The organism is Marivivens sp. JLT3646, assembly GCF_001908835.1.
GTDB lineage: Bacteria > Pseudomonadota > Alphaproteobacteria > Rhodobacterales > Rhodobacteraceae > Marivivens > Marivivens geojensis.
On record NZ_CP018572.1, the window covers coordinates 2638664 to 2663671 of the forward strand.

A 25008-nucleotide genomic window follows, 5' to 3' on the forward strand; every position below is an offset into this window, starting at 1 on the left:
CCCCTTACGCCTCAGTCGATCACGCGGGCTTCATCAACCAGCATCACAGGAATGCCATTGCGGATCGGATAGGCCAACTTCGCAGCGACCGAAACCAGTTCCTGACGCGCAGCATCATAGTCCAAACGGGTTTGCGTTTGAGGACAGACCAAGGCTTCGATCATCTTCGGGTCAAAGGTCATTTCGCTCATTGTAGCCTCTCTTCACCACCGCCATGCAAGGCGTAGCTGATCAACGTGATCAATGTTTCCCGCCGTTGGGCCAACTCTGGCGCTTCCAATAGTGCCTGTCGATCCTCGGGCTCGAAGGGGCATAGCATCGATAACGAGTTGATCAAGAGTTCGTCTTCCGCATCTCGAATACCGTCCCAATCGGTCGACAGCCCCTTGTCATCGAAAAACCGCTCCAGCAACGACAACAACACGTCTCGGTCCATGTCTGGGTCGTGTTCGACAGGACCAAGATCCCTGCCAAAACCATCCCAAGATACATTAAACTTGCGATACGGCGTGAAGCCTTCGACCTCGTCGGACAAACGAAACCGCGAAATGCCCGTAAGGGTGATCATATAGCGACCATCTTCGGTTTCGGAGAAAGCGGTTAGTCGCCCAGCGCAACCGATACGATGCAACCCACGCCCACCATTTGGCTGAATCATTCCCAACAACCGCTCAGGCGTCTTCATGACGTCCTCGATCATCGCAAGATATCGAGGTTCAAAGATATGCAATGGGAGCTTTGCGCGCGGCAGCAACAAAGCTCCCGGAAGCGGGAATACCGGAATAGCGAGCGGTAGATCGGATGATGTCCTCATAACCCGCAAAGTAGGACGTCCCGTCCGTCAGGCAAATATCATCGACGACAAACGGCGGCGGCCGTTCAGAACAATCGGGTCATTGGGCTTGAGAGCGTCGAATATCTGGAACATTTGAGCTTTGGCAGCGCCATCATTCCATTCCCGATCACGACGGAACATTTCCAAGAGTTCATCTACTGCTTCGGCAACTTGTCCTGCCGCATGCAATGCCTGCGCAAGATCCATCCGAAGCTGCATGTTATCAGGGTCTGCAGCGACCGCAGCACGCAGGTCATCGACTGGCCCTGCCTTTTCAGCCTGTCGAGCCAGCGCAATTTGTGCAAACGCCGCTTCGATTGGGGCCGCTTTGGAAATTGACACGGGAACGCCGTTCAACACAGCTTCTGCCTGATCGAGGTCACCCATCGCAACATAACACCGCGCCAGACCACCAAAGGCCGCTGCATTTTCGGCTTCTTCACCAATAATGGCACCGAACACTTCAGCCGCATCGGTCGCGTTACCTTCGGCAAGCATATTTTCAGCTTCGTCCAGGGCAGCCTCTAGGCCCTCAGCACCACCCAAAGACGCTAATTTTGAAACGAACTCTTCGATCTGGCTTGGTGGGATGGCACCTTGGAACCCATCAACGGGCTGGCCTTGGAAAAACGCATATACAGTTGGAATGGACTGAACGCGCAACTGGCCGGCGTAGCCTTGGTTTTCATCCACGTTGACTTTGACCATTTTCACAGCCCCACCAGCCTTGGTCACCGCAGCTTCAAGCGCAGGCCCAAGCGTTTTGCACGGACCGCACCACGGCGCCCAAAAATCTACGATGACCGGAACCTCTTTGGACGCTTCGATAACATCCTGCACAAAGGTTGCGTCGGTTGTGTCAATGACCAGATCGCTGGTCGTTTTTTGTCCGCCAAGTTCGAGCATCATGCCCTCCTAGAATTCTATTTGCCCTTATATGAGCAGCCTGCGACGGGAAGACAAGTTACATCCCGTTAATGAAATGTTTTAAATGTCGAAGGTCGCGAAAACTGGTGCGTGATCGCTTGGTTGTTCCCATCCGCGCACGTCGCGTCTGATCCGACTGGAGTGCGCGGCATTCGAAATATCTGGCGTCGCCCAAATATGATCCAAACGACGACCTTTATCGGCTTCGTCCCAATCCTTCGCACGATAGGACCACCAGCTATAGAGCAGCCCCTCAGGAATATCCTGCCGCGTAATATCAACCCAATTTGCTGACTCTTGAACTTGGGCAAGGTGTTCAACCTCGATCGGAGTGTGGCTGACGATCTTCAACAGCTTTTTGTGATCCCAAACGTCATCTTCGCGCGGAGCAATATTGAAATCACCAACGATCACGGTCTTTTCTGGCTTGGTCTGGTGAAAGTAGTCCCGCATCTCGGTTAGATAGTCGAGTTTTTGACCGAACTTCTCGTTCTTTTCACGGTCAGGCTCATCACCGCCCGCAGGAATGTAAAAGTTCTGAATCGTCACACCGTTCTCAAGCCGCCCTGCAATATGACGCGCATGATTGAGCGTTGCAAAATCTCGAGCATCCGTTTCGACAATGGGCATCTTGGACAGGATCGCCACTCCGTTATAGCCCTTCTGGCCACGTGCGATCATGTAATTGTAGCCCAGCGCCTGAAACGCCTCGAACGGGATCTTCTCGACGGGGCTTTTGCATTCCTGCAGGCAGAGCACATCTGGCATATCTTCGGTCATAAGCCGAGACACGAGTCCTTCGCGCAAGCGGACAGAGTTGATGTTCCAAGTGGCCAGCGAAAAAGTCATATCCTTCTCCATATTTCAGACAGATGTGTAGCGTGAACATGCGACTACGACCACCAGTATCACGCAGAAAAAAGCCCCCGCGAATTGCGGGGGCGAGTCCAACAGGGAGGATGATGGCGTGACCCTGCCATCAAGGGAACGATTCAACCTATACGACATTTTGGTCGTATTTTATACTCAAATCAGGCGACCAACCGATATCCACCGCTCTCTGTGACCAAAAGGCGAGCATTGGATGGATCGGGTTCGATCTTTTGACGTAGGCGATAGATATGCGTCTCGAGCGTGTGCGTCGTGACACCCGCGTTGTAACCCCAGACCTCGTGAAGCAGCACATCGCGCGGCACAACGCCATCAGTCGACCGATATAGATACTTGAGGATGTTGGTTTCTTTTTCCGTCAGACGGACCTTTTTATCGTCCTCAGTCAGCAGCAGTTTCTGCGCTGGCTTGAACGTGTATGGCCCGATTTGGAACATAGCGTCTTCGGACTGTTCATGGGTCCGAAGCTGTGCACGGATGCGAGCCAGCAGAACGGGGAATTTGAATGGTTTGGTAATGTAGTCATTGGCCCCAGCATCCAAACCTAAAATCGTGTCGCTGTCGGTATCATGCCCCGTCAGCATCAGGATTGGACATTTGACACCTTGCTTGCGCATCACCTTACAAAGCTCGCGTCCGTCCGTGTCAGGCAAACCAACATCCAGAATCACGAGATCATAGATCCCTTCTTTGACGCGACCGATCGCGTCGTGACCGTTGCCAGCCTCAAAAACATCGAAGTCTTCGGTCATAATTAATTGTTCGCCCAGCGCTTCGCGCAGGTCATCGTCGTCATCGACAAGCAAAATGCGTTTGAGTTGTGCCATAGCGTTTTTGGCCTCCATTCACGTCTGATTGAACATCTGTGACTTGGTACGCTTTAGAGCAAGGTTTCCGACAAAAATTCACGCGGTCGTGTCGTAGAGAAGGGAAATGTTTCAATTCCCTGCAAATCACCCTAGTTAAGTCAGACAAAGCAAAGGTTTCGACGATGGGATTTGCACCCGATATTACAGAACGACTAGCGCGTGCCCGTGCCGATTTACGCATGGGTGTTCCTGTTGTGCTGGAAAGTGGCGCGCTCATTCTAGCGGCGGAAACACTAAACGCAGCCCGTTTGGCCGAGGTCCGTGCAATGGGTGCGGCCAGTATTGCGATCACATCTCACCGCGCTTCGACACTCAAGGTCGCAGCCTACGACGGCGATCTGACACGTATCGCGTTGCCTGTTGATGCTGCGCTGACATGGGTTCGCGGCATTGCCGATCCGGCTGATGACCTGAGACAACCCATGAAAGGCCCGCTCCACGCACGTCGTGAGGGTTCTGCAGAACCCGCCCGTGCGGCAATTGCCCTGACTAAAGCCGCGCGTTTACTACCGGCGGCGATCATGGTGGACCTCCCCAATCCAGTGAGCTTTGCACAGTCCCATAATCTTACAGTCGTTCCCGATTCTGCCGCAGTTGCCACGGATTTGTCGCCACTCGACCCAATTATCGCGGCCCGTATGCCACTCGACGTTTCAGAAGCAGGCCGCTTGCACATCTTCCGCCCGCACGACGGCGCCGAAGAACACTATGCTGTGGAAATCGGGCAGCCCCCGCGGGACAAACCCGTTTTGGCGCGTCTTCATTCCGCTTGTTTTACTGGCGATGTTCTCGGTAGCCTGAAATGCGACTGCGGTCCGCAATTACGCGGAGCGTTGGCGCAGATGGGTCAAGAAGGCGCGGGCGTCCTCTTATATCTCAATCAAGAAGGACGCGGCATTGGCCTCGCCAACAAAATGCGTGCCTACTCGCTTCAGGATCAAGGCTTTGACACTGTCGAAGCAAACCACCGCTTAGGGTTCGAAGACGACGAACGCGATTTTCGCATCGGAGCAGAGATTCTGCGCCGGATGGGGTTCAGCTCGGTTCGGTTGCTCACCAATAACCCTGCAAAAGTCGCTCGTATGAACGATAGCGGGATCGAAGTCGTGGAACGCGTCGCCCTCAAGGTCGGTGAAAATCGCCACAACCACCATTACCTTGCGACGAAGGCTTCGAAATCAGGGCACCTCCTGTGACACCGCTCGATCTGGTTGTCGGCCCGACGGGCTTACGTTTCATGAACCGTCATTTCGCCTGCAACATCGGGCGCGGCGGTGTCACGGACAATAAACGCGAAGGCGACGGCGCAACCCCACGTGGACAACACCGCATCGTTGGCATGCTCTATCGACCGGATCGCATCGCGAAACCAACCGACTGGGCGGTGCCGATTGGTTACGGTGATCTATGGTCCGACGATCCCAACCACGAGGACTACAACCTCATGGTTCGCGCACCCTACCCGCACAGCCACGAAACACTTCGGCGCGCTGATCCGCTATATGACCTTGTTCTGATTCTAGATTGGAACTGGCCCTACGCAGCCAAGGGACGCGGCTCTGCCATTTTCATCCATCAATGGCGTCGCCCCGTTTATCCGACCGAAGGCTGCGTGGCCCTTTCACGACGCGACCTGCATTGGATCGCACCTCGGATCAGCTACCAAAGCCGAGTTTATATACTATAGCCCTTAGCCGTAGTCGCGCTTACCAAAGATTGCCGACCCGACGCGGACATGAGTCGCACCAAAGGCAATCGCCTTTTCAAAATCGGAACTCATCCCCATCGAAAGCCCCTCAAGGCCGTTCCGTTCCGCAAACTTACGCAAAAGCGCAAAGTGCATCGACGCTTCCTCGTCCGCTGGCGGAATACACATCAAACCCCTAATCGGCAGATCAAGCGACCGGCATTCCGACACAAAGGAATCGACCTCTGCCGGCAAAATCCCTGCCTTCTGCGGCTCCTCACCCGTGTTCACCTGGATAAAGAGGTCAGGACAAGACCCGATCTCTTGGGCGATACGCGCAATCGCATGTGCCAGTTTCGGACGATCGACCGAGTGGATCGCATTTACCAACTCCATCGCCGCCCGAGTCTTATTGGTTTGCAGCGGCCCAATCAGATGCAAATCGATTCCGTCGAACTGTTCGCGAAAGGCGGGCCACTTTCCTTGCGCTTCTTGAACCTTGTTCTCACCAAAGACTCGCTGCCCTTCGCGCAAAACAGACTCCACTTTGGTATTGGGCTGTACTTTTGAGACAGCGATCAAAGTGACGCTTCCCTCAGCGCGACCACTTTCGGCCTCAGCTTTAGCAATGCGGTTTTTGATGTCCGACAAACCCATAACGCGCTCCTGATCGTCTTTTGTTTTAAGGCGGCTACGCAGGACATAGGCCGATCACGCCCCCCTGTCACCCGCCATTTCCGCGATAGACGGGTGTGTCCTTCGTGCATCATTTTTGATCAAGGCACCGAGCGAACGGGGCAAATGACTTGAGTGGTGGGGGCTTTGGGCGCACATATCCTGCCAATGCTAGGTTCACTGGCATTCATGTGAATGCAAATACACGAGGGTAAACCATGAAAAAGATCCTTCTCGCTTCCGTCGCACTGACAGCTTTCGCTGGCGCAGCTGCTGCTGAAGTTACTCTGTCGGGCGACGCTAAACTCGGCTGGAACGATGACCACGAAGGTGGCGTATACGCTGTTGCTAACGTTGATATCACCGCTTCCCAGACTCTGGACAACGGCATCACTGCAGGTTTCGTATATGGTATGGAACTTGAGCAGCTGGAGAACGGTGCGCTTCAAGCTGGCGATTTTGATAACAACCTGAAACTGACCATTGGCAATGACATGTTCACCCTGTCTGGCGGTCAAGCGGAAAACGCTGCGTTCGGCACCTGGTCTGGCGTTGCTGACATGGCACAAGACGGCTTCTCTGAGCATGATGCTGAAGAAGTACTTCGCCTCGACCTGAACTTCGGTCAAGTATCGACTGCTGTTTCGGGCATTATCAACCCAATCAGCCAAGACCTCGTACAGATGTCTTACGGTGTTGCTGCTGATCTCGGCGCTGTATCTGTAGTGGCTTCCTACCAGGAAGCAGGTCCGGCTGCTGTTGGCAGCAACACCGCTACCGACGCTACTGCTGCCAACGTGGGCTACATTGATGATGACGCTGAAGACTACAACGCTGACGAAATCTTCGCAGTATCTGCGGCATTTGCTGCTGGCGGCGCTGACTTCGTAGTAGCATATGCCGACAACCGCACCGATAACGAAGACTCGACCGGTATGTCCGTGTCCTACGCTATGGGCGACTACACTCTCGGCGCTCACTACGTATCTGAATCGGCAAACGCTGACGATACCTTCGGTGTAAGCGTTGCTTACGCTGCTGGCGCACTCGCTGCAGACGGCTCGTGGACTTCGGTCAACGACGTTGTTGAGTACAGCCTCGGTGCTTCTTACCAGGTCGACGACGCAATCGTAGTTGGTGTTGCACTGCTTGATGGTGATGACGCAACTGCAGACGATCACGGCACAGCAGTCTACATGACCTATGACCTCGGCGCTGGTGCAGCTCTGAAGGCTTCGTATGCAGACGCAGCAAATGCTGCTGGCGCAGCTGTGGATGACGTTGCTGGCTACCGTGCTGGCTCGACCATCGAGCTGTCCTTCGCATTCTAATCTGACCCTGTCAGTTTGAATGAGAGAGCGGCGCTTCGGCGTCGCTCTTTTCTTTTGGCACAGCCGATTCTAACTTTGCTCCAACCAACACTTCGACGAGGCTGTAATGCATAAGATCGCCCTACTCTTGACTGCAATGCTGCTGCTCAGCGGCTGTGGCACAGCCAAAGGCTTCCTCGATGGCACAGGTAGTGTGCTGGAAGGCATGGCTACTGATGTGCGCGGCTTGGGCGGGATGCTGAACTAAACCAGCTCCACTGCACGTGCCAACTGCACTTCGTTTACGTCGATGTATCGCTGCGTTGTTACGATGCTGCGATGCCCAGCCAAAGCAGCCAACACACGCACATTTACTCCGCTGTTTGCCAGCTTGGTGATGAATGTTCTGCGTCCGCTGTGACTGCTTGCCCCTTTTAGCCCAGCTGCACTGTAGATGTTTAGAAACAGCTGACACATGGTATTGGCTGAGAAAGCACCGCCTATCTGTGTTTGAAACAGCGGTGTGTCTGGCTTGCGCTTGCGAATGACTGGGTAATAGTCAGCGAGCGCCTTGTTGAGCTTGCGTCCTACAAACACTCTGCGCTCAAATCCGCCCTTGGTCTGCTCTGCTGCGAGTACGAAGCTGTCGCGTACTTTGCCTGAGTCCTCGTACACATCTGCTATCTTGAGCCCTGCAATCTCGATTACACGCAGCCCTGCAAGGAAGCTAAGCTGTAGGATCGTTCGATCACGTACGCAGTGTCTCCGTGCTCGACAGTAGTTCAATACCATCTTGATCTCGTCTTCGCTCAGTGTACGTGCTTGCGCCATCTTCTGCTCCATTCTCTCATCTCTGGCAGTACACACAGCATAAGCTCTGAGAGCCTGGTTGGACGACCGAAGATGGCTCCACTGCGAGGCTCAATAACTTCAAATACTTAGCGTGTTCTCTCAGCAAAACACGATTTTATGAGAGGTTGGGTGTCAACAAATGCCGCAAAACTGAACAGCAGTATTGAACCAGAAAAAATCGGTTGGTTGGCGAAGTTGATAAATAACTATGTAAGGCAACACATAGGCGCACAAACAAAGGTAGACACTGATTTAGATTTGGCAGGCAGTACTACAGGCACAACTACAAACGAGATAAAGGTTAGCACGCCGACTGTAATAGTGCCGCAAATCCGTTCTGATGTGAGACGGTGAGTAAACGTACTGCTCGTTGTACGCTTCAATCAACTACCCCATCCTTGTCGGTGGGATGCTTAAAGTTGCAAAGGCATAAATGTTCAGCCAGCCAGCAGCTTTGATTGTCGTAATAGTGTGGTGAATGATGTGTGCTCATGTATGTGCAGCACAGTCAGCAAGTGAAACGGATGACAGCCTCGATAAGAGACCCGTTATCACATGAGATAGCTCAGCTGTATGGGTCTCATGTGTGCGTATGATGCGCTGGTAATAGAGATGATAGCAAAACCTGCTCTCCCAGTAATGGTTCAGCGATACAGCCTGACATAGCGACGCGAAAGGCGTGCGTGTTTAGATCGATGCCCAAAGGGGCGTTGATCTAACTGCTCGGCGAAAGGGATTTAGATAATAGATCATCAATAGATGTCTAAATGATCACCAAGCACAGCAAGCGAAGTGCATACGAAGCGCGATGTGTGAAGGTGATACACAGACGCTATAGCGGATGTGTTGAAACAGCTGAGCACGAATAACTGCCATCATGTGTTGATTGATAAATACATCAACAAGGAGGTGGTATGGATGACTGTTGGATTACTGGAACAGATACGTGATCAGTTGAAGAGCTGTAATGCTGTAAGCAGTGAACGCGAGTTCTGCGAGCAATGGCTGGGCAAGAGTGCGTGTTATATGCGTACATTACGATTTACGGGTACAGCGCCCAGTGCCGATGCACTCAGTGTCTGTGCCAGCAAGCTCAAGTGGCATGAAGGACATTTGTCTCAGAGCACACAAAGTCATCATGTGCATTGGGCTGGGGTGTTTGGCAAACTGCACACGCAGTGCATCAAAGCGATTGAAACCCAAGCAGAGCGCAAGTGGCGCAGCCGAAATGGGGTATTGCATCAATGAGAGCAGTGCTGCAAAATCTGCTGGTGGAGTACTTAGCGATTTGGGGTGGTGATTTAGCAGCCCCAGCAAGGCACAAGCTGTGAGTGCGCTGTCAGATATACAGCGTGCGTTGAACGTGGTGCGACGCATTGCAAACGAAGAAGCTTATAGCACCAAGCTGTCTGCATTGGCTCTTATGCATGATGCGATGGGAGATGTGCTGACGAAGCTGCGCGACACTGACAAACCCAAAGCACAGCCTCGTCCTCGTGCTCCCAAGCCGCCCACTATGCCCGTGCCTAAGCCAACCGCTCCTTCGCCACAAAGCCCCAATCCGCCAAAGCCTACTCCTCGCCCATTTACTGAGCCAGAAATCGCTACAGAGAAATAAACTTGCCCAACATCAGTGTGGCTCTAAGTATCACTATGGCACTATATGGAGGATACAATGCCGACACTCGCAGAACTGATGAAGAAACACAATGTAACACCAATGCAAAGCCCAAGTGCTGGGCCACGCTCTAAACTACTGGTGCAAGCAGAACGTATGCTGTCCACGATTGATACTTACAAGGATGTAAGTGAGCTAAATGGTGACACAACGCAGTACTGGTGGGCACCACAAAGCGTTGATGGCAAGCGCCGTCTAAGTGCTCGCTACGGCGGCAAAGTGGTAGAGGGCTTTATTACCTATGCCGACAATAGTCTCGAAGGTGTGCGTGATGCACTGCAGAACTTCCACGCTATCATCAAAGACAGCACCGATGAGACTTGGGCTGCAGAAGAAGAGCGCCGCAGAAAAAAGTAATACGGCGTGTTGTACGAATGTATGAGCAAGTTGACACTGGGCCGCTGTATGACCAAGCGGTCCAGTTGTTGAGCACCTACAGATCCGTTGCGGCACGCATGGCAACTGCAAGAGCCAGTACACGTGGCAAGCTGGATAGACGGCTTGAGCAGTTAGGTGAGCAAATCTCTGAGCGTTTGGGTGAGCTGGCAGAGCATGAACGCATGGCGTTGACTGGCTGGCGTGATGGCATAATCGCTGGCACTTATGACGTTGATCATGAAGCCCTAATGGAACAGCCTTATGAAAGCATACGTCGCATAGATCGCTGGACTGAAGAATATGATCCCGCTGACTATGAGACGACACAGCCGGTATCTGCATCATCCAATCCCAATGCAGAGCTACTCAAGTTCTTACGCACGGGGCTGGACTGAGGCGTTTACTCAGCAACAGAACACAGGATCATCTGTGCGATTTTGGCGTATTTGTTGCGATTTATAGCTGTTCAATATCTGCTTGCAGTTGGGGCTGACTGGCATAGTGATGCAGGGATCAAATACGATCCAAGTCGATAGCGCCTGCAATAATATCTACGCGATCCTGCAAAGTATTAGGGAACAGCTGAGCATACCGTTCCGTCATCGAAATATGATAATGCCCCAACAGTCGCTGCACTTCGTAGATACTGGCGCCATTGTTGATCAGTAGACTTGCATATGTATGACGAAGATCATGCATACGCACTGACGGCAAAGCAGCACTTTCTCTCGCTTCTACAAAGGCATTATGCAGGCTTGTATATGGGGCTCGAGTACGGGGATTGGCAAAGATCCAACTGTCACGTGTTGTCGGCACACCCAAAACTTCTGATCGCGCTTTGACTTGCTGCAGCACTGACAGCGCCTTGTCACTCAACATAACTGTTCTGCTGCGCCCACTTTTACTCACAGCGACAAACAGTTCCTTCTTGCGCTCATCAATATCAGTCCACCGAGCAAGTCTAAGTTCGCTCTTCCGCGCACCCGTCAACAACAGCAGCTTTACGAATAGATGCAGATACGGATGACTGCTGCGCTTACAGGCACTGAGCAAGCGTCGTATCTCAGCTTCAGTTAGGAACCGCTGCACGTAGTCTCCAACGGGCAACTTTCTGATCGCTGCGCCCTTGAACACGTTCTTGTCCAAGTATCCCCAATGGACGGCGATGTTTAGGATACGGTTCAGCATCGATGAGTGCTTATTTACCGTTGCGGGTTTGTAGCCAGCATCAATCTGATGCAGCACCCAGCTATCCAAGTCCTCACTGGTAATCTCTCTCAGCGGCTTTTGACCCAGTGATGAGCGGATGTGCTTGTTGAACACATAGTAGTCCAGCTGACTACGACGCTTGGTAGCCTTTGCAAACGCATAGTACTTTGCATCAAAGAAGTCTGCGAGCGTTACAGCTGGCTCTGCAGCTTCGCTCACAGCCACGCTCTTCTTGTCCTTGCCGAATAACTTCGAAATCGGTCGCATATCGAATATCTCCTTGCTACAACGCTAATGTCAGCTGCACACAAGGACGACCAAGTTCTTGATTTAGGTAGTGAAAAATACTCCGACTACCATTCCGCTATCCTTCTCGCTTCCGTCGCACTGACAGCTTTCGCTGGCGCAGCTGCTGCTGAAGTTTCCTTCTCCGGCTCGGCAACTGTTGGCAACCTAAACGGCTATACAGCTGGCTCCAGCGACACAACGACCGATGGCATGTACTGGGATGCGGATCTCGGCGTGTCGATGTCTCAAGAGCTCGACAACGGCATCACCGCTGCAGCTTCGTTCACCATTCTGATCGCGGATGGAAACAACGGTAACACTGATCTCGACACTGACGAAGACTTCGTATTGTCCTTGTCGTCTGACATGGGTTCGCTGTCATTTGGCGACGTTGAGTTTGCTGCTGTTTCCGCATGGAAATCTGCTGGCGACATGGCTACCGATGGCTTCCGCGAAGTTGATGATGAATCCGTTCTCAAAGGTGAAGTATCATTCGGCAGCGTAACTGCTGCTGTTGCATACGTAGCTGACTCGACTGTCACGACCGACTCGCTGACCGACCTGAGCGCTGCTGTGACTGCAGACCTCGGCGCAGCTACCGCCGTAGTCGCGTTCCAGGAAGAGACTGCTGACCAAGATGAGATGTTTGGTATCAGCGTAGCAACGTCGCTGTCTGGCGTTGACCTGACTGTTGCGTACTCGTCCAACAACACCACCGATAAAGACTCGACTGGCATTAAAGCTGTATACACCATTGATGCTGTGAAGTTGACCGGCTTCTACGTAGCAGAATCTGATCAAGAAGATGGTTACGGCCTGACCGTTGATTATACTGCGGGTGCATTGAAAGCTCAGGCATTCTTCGCGAACGTAAACGATCTGGACGAAACCCGTCTGCAAGGCTCCTACGACCTTGGCAACGGTCTTGTTCTGACTGCTGGTACAATTGACGGCGACAGCAACACCGATGGCGATTTCGCTAACTACATCGTTGCTGAATACGACCTGGGTGGTGGTGCATCGCTGATGGCTTCGTATGCTGACCTGAACAACGATGGTGCTACCGCATACAATGACATCGATACTTTCGGTGGTTACGAGCTGAATGCTGGCACCACTCTTGAAGTATCCTTCGCATTCTAATCTGACCTCGTCAGTTTGAATGAGAGAGCGGTCCTTCGGGGCCGCTCTTTTCTTTTGTGACCACAGGTTTATCCCTTAAGCCTTGTGACAGGCTCTGCCCCACGTTACACATTTTGCGACGTCGGCCCCAAAGCGGGGTCATGGACATGAGGGCAATACTGTGACCGCTTTCCAAAAAACGACCCGCGCGATGCTGGTGACCACAATGGCCTTGGGCCTATCGGCCTGTTCGGGCGGCTTTAGTTCGCCGTTCAGCGGCTTATTCGGCGGCAAATCGAACGATGCTGGCGCTGTGCGTCAGGCAACGCGGACCGCTGGATCAGAATCTGTGGCCGTGAACCGCTACCTCTGGGCCGCTTCGATCGATGTTCTGTCGTTCTTGCCAGTTGAGAGTGTTGACCCCTTCACAGGCGTGATCGTCTTTGGCTACGGCACCCCACCGGGTGGTGGCCGCGCATACCGTGCGACTGTACATATCTCTGACCCTGCGCTTGATGCTCGTTCGCTCAATGTCGCGCTGCAATCGCGCAATGGTGCGGTCAGCCTTGAGACACAGCGCGCTGTTGAAGACGCAATCCTCGCCCGTGCTCGTCAGATCCGTATTCAAGACCGCGGCCTATAGAAACTGCCGCGAAAACCTTTTAATACCGCGCCGGGCCCTGTTGCCCGGCGTTTCCATGTCCCAAAGGACCGATCCATGTCCCGCTATACAGCCGCTGATATCGAACAAAAATGGCAAGCCGCCTGGGAACAGGCTGGCGTATTCACCGCAAAACGCGATGAGACAAAGCCGAAATACTACGTGCTCGAGATGTTCCCCTATCCGTCGGGCCGCATCCATATGGGTCACGTGCGGAACTACACGATGGGTGACGTGGTAGCGCGTTTCAAAATGTCGACAGGTCACAATGTTTTGCACCCAATGGGCTGGGACGCGTTCGGTATGCCCGCGGAAAACGCAGCGATGGCATCGGGCGGCCATCCCAAGGACTGGACCTATAAGAACATCGCCGACATGCGCGGCCAGATGAAACCGCTTGGCCTGTCGATCGACTGGAGCCGTGAGTTCGCGACCTGCGATCCAGAGTACTATGGCCAGCAGCAGGCGCTATTCATCGACATGCTAGACAAGGGTCTGGTCTATCGAAAGAACGCCGTGGTAAACTGGGATCCAGTCGATATGACCGTTCTGGCGAACGAACAGGTGATCGATGGCAAAGGCTGGCGCTCTGGTGCCGATGTTGAGCGCCGCGAGCTGACCCAGTGGTTCTTTAAGATCTCGGATATGGCTGGTGACCTGCTGGACAGCATCGATGACCTCGATGATTGGCCGGCCAAGGTAAAGCTGATGCAGGCCAACTGGATCGGTAAATCACGCGGCCTGCAGTTCTCGTTCGAACGCACCGACGCTGGTGAGGCGATTGAGGTTTATACCACACGCCCTGACACTCTGATGGGGGCCTCCTTCGTTGGCATTTCGCCCGATCACCCGATTGCGAAAGAGCTGGAAGCCAATAACCCAGAGATCGCGGCATTTGTCGCTGATTGCCGCAAGGGTGGCACGACCGAAGAAGCGCTGGAAAAAGCAGAAAAGAAGGGCCTTGATACAGGTATTCGTGTCAAACATCCGCTGGACCCGTCCAAAGAGCTTTCTGTTTGGATCGCGAACTTCATTTTGATGGACTATGGCACGGGTGCAATTTTCGGTTGCCCTGCACACGACCAACGTGACTTTGACTTCGCGACGAAGTACGGCCTCGATATTACGCCGATCTTTGTTGCGGATGGCGCGGAAGAAGAGACCCTGACAGAAGCCTATACCCCGCTGAAGTCGGAAAAGGTCCGCTATATCCGTGGCTTCGCAGGCCAAGACGTTCAAACTGGTGAAGAGGGCGTGACTAGCGCAATCGACAAGGCTGAGGCCGAAGGCTGGGGGACGGGCGTGACCAAATTCCGCCTGCGTGATTGGGGGCTTTCGCGTCAGCGCTACTGGGGCTGCCCGATCCCAGTCGTTCATTGCGACGACTGCGGCGTTGTTCCTGAGAAAAAAGAAAACTTGCCTGTTCAGTTGCCTGACGATGTCACCTTTGACGTACCGGGCAACCCGCTGGACCGTCACCCAACGTGGCGCGATTGCGCTTGCCCGTCTTGTGGCAAACCAGCCCGCCGCGAAACGGACACCATGGATACCTTCGTGGATTCGTCGTGGTATTACGCGCGCTTCACATCGCCACGCGCTGATACTCCGACAGTTCAGGCTGATGCTGACTACTGGATGAACGTAGACCAGTATATCGGTGGCATTGAGCACGCGATCCTTCACCTGCTTTATTCACGCTTCTTCGCACGCGCGATGAACGTGACGGGTCACTTGCCCGATAGCGCACGCGAACCGTTCAACGCGCTCTTCACCCAAGGCATGGTGACACACGCCATCTACCAGACGACCAACCCTGAAAATGGTCGTCCTATCTATCACTATCCCGAAGCGATTGAGCTGCGGGACGGTAAGGCATTCGTCATCGCGACGGGCGAAGAGGCACAGATCATTCCGTCTGCCAAAATGTCGAAATCTAAGAACAACGTAGTCGACCCGTTGAACATCATTTCATCGTTTGGCGCTGATACCGCCCGCTGGTTCGTTTTGTCTGATAGCCCGCCAGAGCGCGACGTCGAATGGACCGCCGCTGGTGCAGAAGCAACGGCAAAGCACCTTGCTCGTGTGTTCCGCATCTGCGCAGACATTGCAGAGATGGACGACGCCACGACCGAGAACGATCTGGAGCTGCTCAAGGCAACGCACAAAGCGATCTTTGACGTAACCCAAGGCTTTGAATCATTTGGCTTTAACGCCGCGATTGCGAAACTCTACGCGTTCACAAACCTCCTGCAGAAATCATCCGCTGGCGGTAAGGCAAAGAAAGAAGCAGCGCGCATTCTGGCCCAACTGATGTCGCCGATGACACCGCACCTGTCCGAAGAACTCTGGTCGCTCTTGGGCGGTGAGGGACTTGTGACCACAGCTGCGTGGCCCGTTGTCGACGAAGCCATGCTGGTCGAAGACACAGTCACCCTGCCGATCCAGATCAACGGCAAACGCCGCGCGGAAATCAGCGTGCCTGCTGATATGTCGAAGGAAGAGGTTGAAAAGCTCGTCCTTGAGAACGAAGCTGTGGTCAAAGCGCTGGACGGTGGCCAGCCGAAAAAACTGATCGTGGTTCCAGGTCGTATCGTCAATGTCGTCGTCTAAATCCCTTACCCGCTATACCCGCCGCGCCCTCTTAGTGGGGGCCGTGGCAGTATTGGCGGGGTGTGGGTTTACGCCGATCTACGGCAACAATGGTTCTGCATCCAACCTGCGGGGCAAGGTCGCTTATGACACGCCTGACACGTTGGATGGCTATCATTTGCGCGAACGCCTCCAACGACGTTTGGGACAGACTGAAACGGCTGAATACCAACTGACCGTCAGAACGACTCTCAGCAGCAGTTCGGTCGGGATCGCAGAAGACTCAACTGTTTTGCGCGCGACATTGACGGGAACTGCTACCTTCTCTTTGGTTGATGGCACGGGTTCTATCGTCACAAACGGCACGGTCGAAACCTTCAGCGGTTACTCGACCACTGGGAACGTTGTGTCGACCCGTTCGGCTGAACAAGATGCACATGAACGTCTCTCGATCGCTCTCGCCGACCTCATCGTAGCCCACATTCTTGCGGCTCAAGTCGCTGATAAGCCATGAAATTAGGTGCACGCGAAGCGTCTGGTTACTTCCGCAAACCAGACCCGAGCAAGGCCGGCCTATTAATCTATGGCACCGACGGCATGCGCGTGGCGCTTCGCCGCAAAGAAGTCGTCGATGCCCTCGTCGGGCCACAAGGTGAAGCGGAAATGCGTTTCACTCGCATAGCCGCTGCCGATTTACGCAAAGACGGCGCTCTGCTGAACGACGCGATCAAGTCCCAAGGTTTCTTCCCGGGACAACGCGCGGTCTTAGTTGAAGATGCCGCCGACGGTCTGGCAGATACAATCCGCGTTGCGCTGTCGGATTGGAGGGATGGCGACGCACAAGTGATCGTGACAGCGGGTTCGCTGACCGCAAAGTCGTCGTTACGCAAATATTTCGAAGCCCACCCAAACGCATTTGCGATTGGAATCTACGACGATCCACCTGCCCGTGACGAAATCGAAGCCAGCCTTGTCGCAGCAGGACTTAAGGCGATTGGTCGCGATGCAATGGACGCTATCGTCGCATTGTCGCGGACTCTTGATCCAGGTGATTTCCGTCAGACAATCGAAAAACTAGGCCTCTACAAACTCAACGATAGCAGCGAGTTAAGCGTCGAAGATGTCGATGCGTGTCGGCCTCAGTCGGCGGAAGCTGGTGTGGATGATCTATTGAAGGTTGTTGCTGATGGGCAGCCCCAGCTAATCGCACCGCTTTTGCGAAGGCTTTACGCGCAAGGCGTCAATCCCACTGGTTTATGCATAAACGCAAACCGCCATTTTCGCGCTCTGCACACTGTCGCATCAGACCCTGGGGGACCGTCGTCAGGTATCGGGCGGCTTAGGCCACCAGTGTTCGGCCCGCGTCGTGACGCAATCCTTCGACAAGCCAGCACATGGGGTCGTGAACGACTAGAGCGCGCTTTGAGCGAGCTTTTGACCACCGACCTCACACTCCGTTCATCCTCAAAAGCACCTCAGCAAGCCCTAATGGAGCGCGCTTTGGTCCGCCTCGCGATGATGGGCAAACGGTAAAACAAAAAGGGCGGACCAATGGCCCGCCCTTTAAAAACTCTATTTGGACCGATTAGGTGCCCGAAGAAGACGACGAACCAGCAACTGCAGCAATTGCGCCCAGTGCCAGCAGCGGAAGTACAAACTTCGAGAGGCCTGGCTTCGGTGCCACGGCCACAACACCAGTGTTAACTGGCTGTTGAACAACAGCGTTCATGCCACCAGCGTGAGCAGAAGTTGCTGCAACTACGGCAACAGCCGCTGCGAGAAATACTTTACGCATTAGATATGCTCCAATTGAATACCAAACTAGACTTTGGATACCCCGAAAAACCCTCGCAATCAACTTTCAACTTTGAATTGATCTTAGAATTGCTGCGTTGCGGCATGTCCGACGCTTTTGCCAAGCCATTGCTGTGACTGAACGACGTCGCGGGACCCATTCACCCAATAATAATTGGCGAATGCGACGTCTTCGCTTCGGCAGGTCTCCTGCAGTTTCGTTGCCCCAAAGCTACGGTCAAGAATCGTGACTTGATCCTGCCCGACGGTCTCAAGCTCACACGAGAATTCCATTCGGATAACGTCATCAGAAGAATCAAGTTGTTCGATACGACGGGAATAAGTTCCCGTACCACGGCGCAAGGCTGCCGAAAGGCCACGTGTATCAGCGGCATAGATGTCTTCACCAAATCCACGCGTTGCTACGACAATCCCGCCATCAAGCGTGATGGTCATCCCGATAGACGAAATCCATGTCTCTTGATTTCCGTTGGACCCGATCTTTTGAAAGACGTCTGCTACCTCCAACGACGGAACAGCGGCCAAGATGACAGGAATTTCCGACGCAGCTAGATCGGCGAAGGTGTAGGTCGGAATGGCCTCTGCATCGGGCTGAGTAAAGCGTGACTTAACTGCAGCCGACACTTTCGATGCCGTGTTTCCTTCGACCAATGGACCGCAGGCAACGAGCGCTGAAAATGCGACAAATATAAGTGGATTTTTCATCGCCAGAACCGTCCCCAAGAATCACCAAAGTCTGAAATGTCACCAGACCGAATTGCATCGTAAAGTCGCCCATCCACATCAAGCCGCGCACCGCCGTCTCGAGTTAACGAACTCAATCGGGTGTCGACTAGCTGCGTTGAAGGCATACCGGTCGCCCAATCCATCGGAATAGTTAGACGGATACCTTTATCAAACGAGCCTTCACCAAAGTCTTCAAACGGAACGTCAGTAAAGGTTGCATAGGCCCCAATTCGCCAACCGTTTTGGAATTCTCGATCCACAGAAACGGTCGCACCCCAATCGCCTGCCAAATACCGACCCGCATCAACTTGCAGGTGGAAGTCATTTTGCATTGCCCAATAGGCGGACAAATGGCCCGTGATGACATTGTAGTCTTGGAATCCGAGGCCCTGATCAAAATCACGCTGCGCGGTGTAGTTCAGCTCAACCCCAAATGCGAGGTCGCTATCAACTGGCCTCCAGAGTAGCTCTGTCGAAATACCGCCGAACATGGGCTCAAGATAACCGAAGGTTACCCGTGAAAAGAGTTCCGAGGCGGGGCGGCCATACCAAGCAAATGTCAGGTAATCGATCCCTCCATCACCTTGATCGGCATAATATGGCGCGTAGCGACGAACGGGTTCGATTGTCGAAGCGGAAATCGATGGATTGTCGATCCGGTTGTCGTAAAACGATTTACGGACTGAACCCGCAACGACGATATTTGGACGAATTTCGTACCGCATCGCAGCTTCGATACCGACTTCGACGGTGGCAGGATTCCGGCTATCGAAAAGCGTTAGCTCTCCATACGGCATGATGCCCCACTTAAAACTGCTCGTTTGAGTCGGAACAAGATCCGCGTCATCACCAACCGTCGCCTCAGACACATCAGCGCGAGCATAAACCGCTTCGGCAGACCCAACTTGGTTTTCGAGATTCTCCAAATCACTCCGTTTAATCGTCGTCGTAGAAGTCGGAACGCCCAATCGGGTTGGCTCGAAAATGAAAGTCTCAACTGACGGTGGCAGCGCATAGGTCAGCACGCGCGAAATACGCCCGACGGCCTGTGCCTCGGATCTGTATTGGGTATTCTCATACCGAAGGCGGATAGAGGTATCGGTGAGTTCAATACCCTGAATAACGATCCCATCTTGACCGAGTGCTTCAACGAGAGCGGTCTGAATGGTCTCATCTGACAACACCGATCGATCCCACGTACGAGCGGCGCGCAAGTCCTCTGGCCGCACGACGACTGGCATCGGCGCGGTATCGTAACCGCCAACCGCAGGACGACGATTTGGGTTCAAAACCGATGTAGCCGTAACGCCGATTTCGCTACCGTAGAGCGCATATATGCCAAGTTCGTAGTTTTCGTTAGGGTGATACTTGAGGCCAAAGTTCAACGGCGACTTATGGTCGAACGTCCCGTTGGCTACCTCGCGATCGTAGGCATCTGAGGAATACTCAGCTGCGAAAGTCAGCGAAGGGTTAATCTGCCATTCGACCCCACCGAACACTGCGGCGTCACCACGAAAATAGAGGTCATATGCAGGAACACCACCTCTGCCATATATGCTGCTGCGCGACGGACGCGTTTCCATTGCGCTCGCAATTGCACCTAGCGGGTTGGTAAAGCCGTTATAACTCCCCATTCGGCCCCAACCGATGCCTGCGGTGGCTCGCAAATTGGTGCCAATTGTTTTTGTTCCGACGACATACTCAGAAGTTAGAACGCCCGTTCCCATAAAGTCACGCAGCCCGACAGCAACAGCCGGAAGCCATTCGGATTCGTTACGCAGCTGATATTGGAAATCAAAGCTCCTATCATAAAGCGTACCCGTATCCACGCCAGTATAATCAGGGATGATTGAATAGCGAAACGTGCCCGACAACCTCGGCAAAATCTGAAAAGTGATAGAGACGCGGGTTTGATCTTCGAAGGCCGATATCTGGCTCGATAGATCTGCATCCTGCGCGGACAAGGCTGATGGCATTTCAATGATACCGATCGTCCCGTACATTGAATATTCAGGACGCCAATCCTGCGCCATTACTGTGGTTGGCCCAAAAACCGAGGCCGCCAGTGCGAGCAATCCGCGCAAAACAGTCATCAAAACTCTCCTAAATTCGGAGTTCTTGTACCTTTCGAAATCTAAAATACAAACATCGCATGAAGTCTTGATGCGAGTAATCTCTCAGGGTTGCGAAACTGCATCCCTCTTGGACTCTTCGCGCGCATAAGATTTAGCCCGCCTTGGGCCACCCAAAAAATGGGATCTCGTTATTGCCCGCCCGCGTCGAGTTGCGCCGCATACTCAATCGCCGCCAGCGCCGCATGCCGCCCCGTCGCCAGACACCCCGTAATTAAATACCCGCCTGTTGGAGCTTCCCAATCGAGCATTTCGCCAACGCAAAACACGCCCGCACGGCCTCGCATCATAAAGCCATCATCCAAAGCGTCGAACCTCAGACCGCCCGCGACAGAAATTGCCTCATCTATGGGGCGGGGGCCGCTATGTGGAATGGATAGATTTTTCAACAAGTTCGCCAGATCATCAGGGAATGGACGGCCAAACTCATTCAAAAGGGCAATTTTCACTGGATCGAGGCGAAGCAATTTTCGGAGGACATTCGAGAGTGACTCTTTGCCTTTCCGAGAGAGCTTTTTTCGGATGTCCTCAACGCTCAGAGACGGCAAAAGGTCGATGGTCAATGGTGCGCCATCACGAACTGCAGCCGATATTGCATAAATCCCGCCGCCTTCGATCCCACGCGACGAGATCACGAATTCTCCGCTGGATTTTTGGGCACCCGCCACGAGCGTGCACCCCTTAACTGGCGAGCCGAAATGGGACGACATATGGTTCGACCATGGAACGATGAACCCCATGTTGGCGGGTTTGAACGGTGCGATGTCGTCAGGGAACTGATCAGCCCATAGCCCATCAGACCCAAGCCGCGCCCAACTCGCACCACCGAAGGCGAGGATGACGATATCGGCCGATACGGATTGCATGCCAACAGGTGTCTCAAAAACCCAATCGTCACCGTCCCAACCCGTCCAACGCCACCGCGTTTGCAACTTTACCTGCTGGGCATCCAACCGCTTGAGCCACGCCCGCACCAGCGGTGACGCCTTCATCACCACGGGGAACACGCGTCCCGTAGAGCCTATGAATACTTCTTGGCCGAGGTCATTTGCCCACTCGATAACTTGGTCAGGGCCGAAAGCGGACAAAGCCGCAACCATCGAGGCAGGAATGTCGCCATAGGCGCCTAGGAACCCAGACCCAACTTTGGTCAAGTTCAAACCTGATTTACCCGCCATCAGAAATTTGCGCGCGGGTGACGGCATCGCATCGGCGATCAAAACGGAATGCCCAGCAGCCGACAGAACATCTGCCGCCATCAAGCCCGCTGGACCCGCACCGATCACCAATGCCTTTGCCAAATGCCTGCTCCGTCTGAAAACACTTAACCGACGGGTAACATGGGGCAGGTCAGGTTCCAACTACCGGCGATTAACCGACAAGACCTTTGATACCCGCGATATGGCTTGGATTTGCGGTCAACGCATCTGTAGCTATCTCGCGGACCGTGGGCATCAACTCTTCAACCTCGACCAAACGATCAACAAGCCCAAAGGACAGCGCCTCGTCGGCGGTGATCTTTTGACCACCCATCAGGATCAGTTTCGCGCGGCTTGGACCAATTAGCGCAGCCATTCGTTTCGGATCAGACGGTTGCGGCAAAAATCCCAGCTTCATGACGGGATAAAAGAACTTTGCCGACGGGACAGAAATCCGCAGATCACACGCCAAAGCCATCCCAAAGGCACCACCCGCCAACGTGCCATTGAGCGCAGCAATCGTCATGCATGGCAGCGCGGCAATCGCACCAGACAGGCGTTCCCATACGGGGTTAGTGGCTAAACCTGCGCGGGCCTCGTCCAAGTCAGCACCCGCGCTGAATACCTTGCCTGCGCCCGTGATGATGAACACCTTGGCAGCGGTCGCAGATTCCGCAAATTCAGCCAGTTGGGTCAGCATCTCTTCGGTCAGAGAATTCGCTTTCTCTTGGCGGTCAATCGTAGCGATCCAAAGATCACCCTCTTGGTCAAAACGGATCATGCCACACCTATTGCCTTGCGTATTTCAGGCTCTCTTAGTTTCACATCCTGCCCCAAATAGACATCGGCCTCTTCGCCGCACATCCAGACCAGAGCCTTAGCGGGCCACTCCGGTGGAATATGATCCGACCATTCGAGTTCCGCCACGGGGCCTAAGCCTGAGGATTTGATATCCCGCTGCATCTGGGTCGCGACAGTGCCAGGCGACAACCCCAAAGCACGGATACCTGCGGCCCGATATTCAAGGTCGATGTGACGGGTCAACATGTAGGTTCCAGCTTTTGATGCACAGTATGCTGACCAAGATTCGTAGGGGTTATGCGCAGCGCCTGAAGAGATGTTCAAAATGGTCCCGCACCCTTTTGAAATCATGCCGGGCAATACAGCGCGTGCACCGTGAAATACGCCTTTGAGGTTCACATCGACGGCAAGACCCCACTGATCCACATCGGTCTCGGCAAGCGGTGCCATTGGCGCAATGACACCCGCGTTGTTCACCAAAACATCGATGCCGCCGAACTGTGAAAGCGTGCGTTCAATGGCAGATTGAACCGAATCGAATGACGCAACATCGCAGGGAATAGCCTGTGCATTTGGCCCAATCTCTGCAGCAATCTCTGCAATCCGATCCGCACCGCGCGCCAAAAGAACAACATTTGCGCCTTGTTCCGCAAATTCTCGTGCTGCAGCCTCACCAATGCCTCGGCTGGCACCCGTAATAGCGACCGTTTTACCTGTCATCTTCATGTTTTCTTTCTCCGTCATCTTTATCGCAGCCGACTGAATGGTTACTTTTAGACATAAGTGATCACTGCCATGACACTTTAATGGCAAAATATTTTTCAAGAGTTGTCTGGGAAAGGATACCCACTATGAATACTAGCAAATTTGGCGCAAGCGTTTGCCTTGCCGCACTATTCACCGCTCCCGCAGCTTTTGCAGATGTTACTGCCCAAGAGGTTTGGGCCAATTGGAAGTCCCAAATGGCCATGTACGGCACCGATATGATCACATTCGGTGCGGAGACGATGTCGGGCAACACGCTGACGATCGAAAGCACCACATACGATGCTGATCAGGACGGCATTACGATTAAAGCGGAGATGGGACCGATTATCCTGACCGAAAACGGCGATGGCACTGTTTCGGTCAAGATCCCCGAGCAATACCAAATGTCGATGGGCAACTCCGAAAACTTCGCCGAAAACCACGCGACCATTTCCATCGCTGTTGCCAACTTTGATATGGTCGCCAGCGGAACTGCGGACGCGATCAATTACGATGTTTCGGCGGATTCTTATCTGCTTGAACTGGCAGAGGCGTTTGACGGCGGAAAACCCGTACCGATTGAAGCAAACCTCAAGCTCAACGGATTGTCGGGCGTCTATTCAGTCCTCACAGGCGATCTACAGACTATCGGCTATGATCTGTCGGCGACCTCAATGGATGTGTATTTCGACCTGAACGAAGAGTTCGAGAAAATGAACTTGTCTGGCCAAACAACGGGCATGTCCCTTGCGTCGACCATGATTGTGCCAACTGATCTTGACCAAAAATCGCCCGAGACAATGTTTATCGACGGTGCCGAGATGTCGTTCGATTACACCGCAGGCCCCTCAACTTACATCATAAGCGTCACGGATAGTTCTGGCACGATCAACATGGCAAGCGCGACCGAATCTGGCCACCTCAGTTTTGGTTTGGATAAGGACGCTATGACGTTTGCTGCGCTCTCAACTGGTTTGAAGTTCCAAGCCATGGGTGGGCAGGTTCCGCTGCCTCTGGATATCACTGCAAGCGAATACGGAGTGAGCTTTGAAATGCCTCTGGCTAAGACCGAAGACCCCGCTCCGTTTGCGGCAGGGATCACCCTGACGGACCTTGGCCTCAACGACATGCTTTGGATGATGGCAGACCCACAAGGCATCCTGCCTCATGACCCGATCACCTTCCAAGTCGCTGTAACGGGCGCGGCCAAGCTGTTCTTTGACGTAATGGACCCGAAACAAGCCGCAGCGCTTGAGCAAACCGATGTTCCGGGCGAACTGCACTCTCTGACCCTTCAAAACCTGAAACTCGCCATAGCTGGAGCAGAGATCACAGGGACGGGTGATTTCACCTTTGATAACACTGATCTCCAAACCTACGGCGGCTTCCCACGCCCCGAAGGCAGCCTGTCTTTGGTCGGCAAAGGCATCAATGGGCTCTTGGATAAGGTCGAACAAATGGGTCTGCCCGTCGGTGATCAGATCATGACCGCACGGATGATGTTAGGCATGTTCACCCAGTCAACTGGTGAAGATCAGATCGAAACTACCATCGATATGAATGCCCAAGGCAACGTGATGCTTAACGGTCAACGTATCAAGTAAATCAACAGCCCGT

General features: G+C 53.6%; 27 protein-coding genes. 13 read left to right on the top strand and 14 right to left on the bottom strand.

What is annotated here, in order from left to right; translation table 11 throughout:
• Nucleotides 1–11: 11 nt before the first annotated feature.
• The 5 genes from BSK21_RS13175 to BSK21_RS13195 all read right to left on the bottom strand — a co-directional run bounded on the left by BSK21_RS13175 (nucleotide 12) and on the right by BSK21_RS13195 (nucleotide 3480).
• Nucleotides 12–191 (bottom strand): Trm112 family protein, encoded by a 180-nt coding sequence (locus BSK21_RS13175; RefSeq protein ID WP_067547390.1) that lies wholly within the window; start codon nucleotides 189–191, stop codon nucleotides 12–14.
• Nucleotides 188–814, bottom strand: coding sequence for an LON peptidase substrate-binding domain-containing protein (locus BSK21_RS13180; RefSeq protein WP_067547392.1), 627 nt, complete (start codon nucleotides 812–814; stop codon nucleotides 188–190). The genes BSK21_RS13175 and BSK21_RS13180 overlap by 4 nt, the downstream gene beginning before the upstream one ends.
• Nucleotides 815–841: 27 nt before the next feature.
• Nucleotides 842–1741 (bottom strand): co-chaperone YbbN, encoded by a 900-nt coding sequence (locus BSK21_RS13185; protein ID WP_067547563.1) that lies wholly within the window; start codon nucleotides 1739–1741, stop codon nucleotides 842–844.
• A gap of 81 nt (nucleotides 1742–1822) precedes the next feature.
• Nucleotides 1823–2611, bottom strand: a complete 789-nt coding sequence (locus BSK21_RS13190; RefSeq protein ID WP_067547394.1) for an exodeoxyribonuclease III — start codon at nucleotides 2609–2611, stop codon at nucleotides 1823–1825.
• 182 nt (nucleotides 2612–2793) lie between these two features.
• Entirely contained in the window at nucleotides 2794–3480 is a 687-nt protein-coding gene (locus tag BSK21_RS13195; protein ID WP_067547397.1) for a response regulator transcription factor, read from the bottom strand.
• Between the two features lie 164 nt (nucleotides 3481–3644).
• On the opposite strand from BSK21_RS13195, the gene ribA reads away from it, so the two are divergent.
• The gene (gene ribA, locus BSK21_RS13200) at nucleotides 3645–4718 is read left to right on the top strand and encodes a GTP cyclohydrolase II (RefSeq protein ID WP_067547400.1); all 1074 of its coding nucleotides are present in this window, start codon (nucleotides 3645–3647) and stop codon (nucleotides 4716–4718) included.
• Nucleotides 4715–5209: a L,D-transpeptidase gene (locus BSK21_RS13205; protein WP_067547403.1), complete on the top strand. Its 495-nt coding sequence runs from the start codon at nucleotides 4715–4717 to the stop codon at nucleotides 5207–5209. Before ribA ends, BSK21_RS13205 begins: the two co-directional genes overlap by 4 nt.
• 3 nt (nucleotides 5210–5212) lie before the next feature.
• Here BSK21_RS13205 and BSK21_RS13210 read toward each other — a convergent pair whose 3' ends face one another.
• On the bottom strand, nucleotides 5213–5866 hold the full coding sequence (locus BSK21_RS13210) for a YggS family pyridoxal phosphate-dependent enzyme (protein WP_067547406.1): 654 nt from the start codon (nucleotides 5864–5866) through the stop codon (nucleotides 5213–5215).
• A gap of 236 nt (nucleotides 5867–6102) precedes the next feature.
• Between BSK21_RS13210 and BSK21_RS13215 the strand changes: the two genes are divergently transcribed.
• Together BSK21_RS13215 and BSK21_RS15955 are read left to right on the top strand one after the other, a co-directional pair.
• Entirely contained in the window at nucleotides 6103–7215 is a 1113-nt protein-coding gene (locus tag BSK21_RS13215; protein WP_067547409.1) for a porin, read from the top strand.
• 106 nt (nucleotides 7216–7321) lie between these two features.
• Nucleotides 7322–7462 carry a hypothetical protein gene (locus BSK21_RS15955; RefSeq protein WP_156529525.1) on the top strand — a complete coding sequence of 47 codons (141 nt, stop codon included), beginning with the start codon at nucleotides 7322–7324 and terminating at the stop codon, nucleotides 7460–7462.
• Here BSK21_RS15955 and BSK21_RS13220 read toward each other — a convergent pair.
• Nucleotides 7459–8037, bottom strand: a complete 579-nt coding sequence (locus BSK21_RS13220; protein WP_232230437.1) for a site-specific integrase — start codon at nucleotides 8035–8037, stop codon at nucleotides 7459–7461. The two genes, BSK21_RS15955 and BSK21_RS13220, sit on opposite strands and share 4 nt — an antisense overlap.
• Before the next feature lie 927 nt (nucleotides 8038–8964).
• Here BSK21_RS13220 and BSK21_RS15960 point away from each other — a divergent pair.
• From BSK21_RS15960 to BSK21_RS13235, 3 genes are all read left to right on the top strand, one after another.
• Entirely contained in the window at nucleotides 8965–9294 is a 330-nt protein-coding gene (locus BSK21_RS15960; protein ID WP_074039071.1) for a DUF6626 family protein, read from the top strand.
• 427 nt (nucleotides 9295–9721) lie between these two features.
• Nucleotides 9722–10081, top strand: a complete 360-nt coding sequence (locus BSK21_RS13230) for a hypothetical protein (RefSeq protein WP_067547413.1) — start codon at nucleotides 9722–9724, stop codon at nucleotides 10079–10081.
• A 98-nt stretch (nucleotides 10082–10179) separates the two neighbouring features.
• A complete protein-coding gene (locus BSK21_RS13235) occupies nucleotides 10180–10497 on the top strand; it encodes a hypothetical protein (protein WP_156529527.1) in 318 nt (105 codons plus the stop codon).
• Nucleotides 10498–10615: 118 nt separating this feature from the next.
• Here BSK21_RS13235 and BSK21_RS13240 read toward each other — a convergent pair whose 3' ends face one another.
• Nucleotides 10616–11578 carry a site-specific integrase gene (locus tag BSK21_RS13240; RefSeq protein WP_067547420.1) on the bottom strand — a complete coding sequence of 321 codons (963 nt, stop codon included), beginning with the start codon at nucleotides 11576–11578 and terminating at the stop codon, nucleotides 10616–10618.
• A gap of 27 nt (nucleotides 11579–11605) precedes the next feature.
• On the opposite strand from BSK21_RS13240, the gene BSK21_RS13245 reads away from it, so the two are divergent.
• The 5 genes from BSK21_RS13245 to holA all read left to right on the top strand — a co-directional run bounded on the left by BSK21_RS13245 (nucleotide 11606) and on the right by holA (nucleotide 17504).
• Nucleotides 11606–12742 (top strand): porin, encoded by a 1137-nt coding sequence (locus tag BSK21_RS13245; protein ID WP_082959378.1) that lies wholly within the window; start codon nucleotides 11606–11608, stop codon nucleotides 12740–12742.
• A 190-nt stretch (nucleotides 12743–12932) separates the two neighbouring features.
• Nucleotides 12933–13364: a DUF3576 domain-containing protein gene (locus tag BSK21_RS13250; protein WP_067547573.1), complete on the top strand. Its 432-nt coding sequence runs from the start codon at nucleotides 12933–12935 to the stop codon at nucleotides 13362–13364.
• 75 nt (nucleotides 13365–13439) lie between these two features.
• Nucleotides 13440–15992 carry a leucine--tRNA ligase gene (gene leuS / locus BSK21_RS13255; RefSeq protein ID WP_067547423.1) on the top strand — a complete coding sequence of 851 codons (2553 nt, stop codon included), beginning with the start codon at nucleotides 13440–13442 and terminating at the stop codon, nucleotides 15990–15992.
• Nucleotides 15979–16485 (top strand): LPS assembly lipoprotein LptE, encoded by a 507-nt coding sequence (gene lptE / locus BSK21_RS13260; protein WP_067547426.1) that lies wholly within the window; start codon nucleotides 15979–15981, stop codon nucleotides 16483–16485. Before leuS ends, lptE begins: the two co-directional genes overlap by 14 nt.
• Nucleotides 16482–17504, top strand: coding sequence for a DNA polymerase III subunit delta (gene holA / locus BSK21_RS13265; RefSeq protein ID WP_067547429.1), 1023 nt, complete (start codon nucleotides 16482–16484; stop codon nucleotides 17502–17504). The genes lptE and holA overlap by 4 nt, the downstream gene beginning before the upstream one ends.
• 52 nt (nucleotides 17505–17556) lie before the next feature.
• Here holA and BSK21_RS13270 read toward each other — a convergent pair whose 3' ends face one another.
• The 6 genes from BSK21_RS13270 to BSK21_RS13295 form a co-directional block, all read right to left on the bottom strand.
• On the bottom strand, nucleotides 17557–17766 hold the full coding sequence (locus BSK21_RS13270) for a hypothetical protein (protein ID WP_067547432.1): 210 nt from the start codon (nucleotides 17764–17766) through the stop codon (nucleotides 17557–17559).
• A gap of 83 nt (nucleotides 17767–17849) precedes the next feature.
• Nucleotides 17850–18491, bottom strand: coding sequence for a YjbF family lipoprotein (locus BSK21_RS13275; RefSeq protein WP_067547435.1), 642 nt, complete (start codon nucleotides 18489–18491; stop codon nucleotides 17850–17852).
• Nucleotides 18488–20605 (bottom strand): YjbH domain-containing protein, encoded by a 2118-nt coding sequence (locus BSK21_RS13280; protein WP_067547438.1) that lies wholly within the window; start codon nucleotides 20603–20605, stop codon nucleotides 18488–18490. Before BSK21_RS13280 ends, BSK21_RS13275 begins: the two co-directional genes overlap by 4 nt.
• Nucleotides 20606–20775: 170 nt before the next feature.
• Nucleotides 20776–21945, bottom strand: coding sequence for a TIGR03862 family flavoprotein (locus BSK21_RS13285; RefSeq protein ID WP_074039042.1), 1170 nt, complete (start codon nucleotides 21943–21945; stop codon nucleotides 20776–20778).
• A gap of 70 nt (nucleotides 21946–22015) precedes the next feature.
• Nucleotides 22016–22624: an enoyl-CoA hydratase/isomerase family protein gene (locus BSK21_RS13290; RefSeq protein WP_067547441.1), complete on the bottom strand. Its 609-nt coding sequence runs from the start codon at nucleotides 22622–22624 to the stop codon at nucleotides 22016–22018.
• Nucleotides 22621–23388, bottom strand: coding sequence for an SDR family oxidoreductase (locus BSK21_RS13295; RefSeq protein WP_231924734.1), 768 nt, complete (start codon nucleotides 23386–23388; stop codon nucleotides 22621–22623). The genes BSK21_RS13290 and BSK21_RS13295 overlap by 4 nt, the downstream gene beginning before the upstream one ends.
• Nucleotides 23389–23495: 107 nt before the next feature.
• Between BSK21_RS13295 and BSK21_RS13300 the strand changes: the two genes are divergently transcribed.
• The gene (locus BSK21_RS13300) at nucleotides 23496–24995 is read left to right on the top strand and encodes a DUF2125 domain-containing protein (protein ID WP_067547444.1); all 1500 of its coding nucleotides are present in this window, start codon (nucleotides 23496–23498) and stop codon (nucleotides 24993–24995) included.
• Nucleotides 24996–25008 lie beyond the last annotated feature (13 nt).

Excerpts from the sequence above, each read along its gene's own strand:
- BSK21_RS13230 (WP_067547413.1), top strand. The coding sequence starts at position 9,722 with ATGCCGACACTCGCAGAACTGATGAAGAAACACAATGTAACACCAATG.
- lptE (WP_067547426.1), top strand. The coding sequence starts at position 15,979 with ATGTCGTCGTCTAAATCCCTTACCCGCTATACCCGCCGCGCCCTCTTA.
- BSK21_RS13245 (WP_082959378.1), top strand. The coding sequence starts at position 11,606 with ATGTCAGCTGCACACAAGGACGACCAAGTTCTTGATTTAGGTAGTGAA.
- BSK21_RS13275 (WP_067547435.1), bottom strand. The coding sequence starts at position 18,491 with ATGAAAAATCCACTTATATTTGTCGCATTTTCAGCGCTCGTTGCCTGC.
- BSK21_RS13280 (WP_067547438.1), bottom strand. The coding sequence starts at position 20,605 with ATGACTGTTTTGCGCGGATTGCTCGCACTGGCGGCCTCGGTTTTTGGG.
- BSK21_RS13220 (WP_232230437.1), bottom strand. The coding sequence starts at position 8,037 with ATGGAGCAGAAGATGGCGCAAGCACGTACACTGAGCGAAGACGAGATC.
- BSK21_RS15955 (WP_156529525.1), top strand. The coding sequence starts at position 7,322 with ATGCATAAGATCGCCCTACTCTTGACTGCAATGCTGCTGCTCAGCGGC.
- BSK21_RS13235 (WP_156529527.1), top strand. The coding sequence starts at position 10,180 with ATGGCAACTGCAAGAGCCAGTACACGTGGCAAGCTGGATAGACGGCTT.
- BSK21_RS13290 (WP_067547441.1), bottom strand. The coding sequence starts at position 22,624 with ATGATCCGTTTTGACCAAGAGGGTGATCTTTGGATCGCTACGATTGAC.
- BSK21_RS13215 (WP_067547409.1), top strand. The coding sequence starts at position 6,103 with ATGAAAAAGATCCTTCTCGCTTCCGTCGCACTGACAGCTTTCGCTGGC.
- BSK21_RS13210 (WP_067547406.1), bottom strand. The coding sequence starts at position 5,866 with ATGGGTTTGTCGGACATCAAAAACCGCATTGCTAAAGCTGAGGCCGAA.
- leuS (WP_067547423.1), top strand. The coding sequence starts at position 13,440 with ATGTCCCGCTATACAGCCGCTGATATCGAACAAAAATGGCAAGCCGCC.
- BSK21_RS15960 (WP_074039071.1), top strand. The coding sequence starts at position 8,965 with ATGACTGTTGGATTACTGGAACAGATACGTGATCAGTTGAAGAGCTGT.
- BSK21_RS13240 (WP_067547420.1), bottom strand. The coding sequence starts at position 11,578 with ATGCGACCGATTTCGAAGTTATTCGGCAAGGACAAGAAGAGCGTGGCT.
- BSK21_RS13190 (WP_067547394.1), bottom strand. The coding sequence starts at position 2,611 with ATGACTTTTTCGCTGGCCACTTGGAACATCAACTCTGTCCGCTTGCGC.
- BSK21_RS13250 (WP_067547573.1), top strand. The coding sequence starts at position 12,933 with ATGCTGGTGACCACAATGGCCTTGGGCCTATCGGCCTGTTCGGGCGGC.
- BSK21_RS13270 (WP_067547432.1), bottom strand. The coding sequence starts at position 17,766 with ATGCGTAAAGTATTTCTCGCAGCGGCTGTTGCCGTAGTTGCAGCAACT.
- holA (WP_067547429.1), top strand. The coding sequence starts at position 16,482 with ATGAAATTAGGTGCACGCGAAGCGTCTGGTTACTTCCGCAAACCAGAC.
- BSK21_RS13185 (WP_067547563.1), bottom strand. The coding sequence starts at position 1,741 with ATGCTCGAACTTGGCGGACAAAAAACGACCAGCGATCTGGTCATTGAC.
- BSK21_RS13295 (WP_231924734.1), bottom strand. The coding sequence starts at position 23,388 with ATGACGGAGAAAGAAAACATGAAGATGACAGGTAAAACGGTCGCTATT.
- ribA (WP_067547400.1), top strand. The coding sequence starts at position 3,645 with ATGGGATTTGCACCCGATATTACAGAACGACTAGCGCGTGCCCGTGCC.
- BSK21_RS13175 (WP_067547390.1), bottom strand. The coding sequence starts at position 191 with ATGAGCGAAATGACCTTTGACCCGAAGATGATCGAAGCCTTGGTCTGT.
- BSK21_RS13300 (WP_067547444.1), top strand. The coding sequence starts at position 23,496 with ATGAATACTAGCAAATTTGGCGCAAGCGTTTGCCTTGCCGCACTATTC.
- BSK21_RS13195 (WP_067547397.1), bottom strand. The coding sequence starts at position 3,480 with ATGGCACAACTCAAACGCATTTTGCTTGTCGATGACGACGATGACCTG.
- BSK21_RS13180 (WP_067547392.1), bottom strand. The coding sequence starts at position 814 with ATGAGGACATCATCCGATCTACCGCTCGCTATTCCGGTATTCCCGCTT.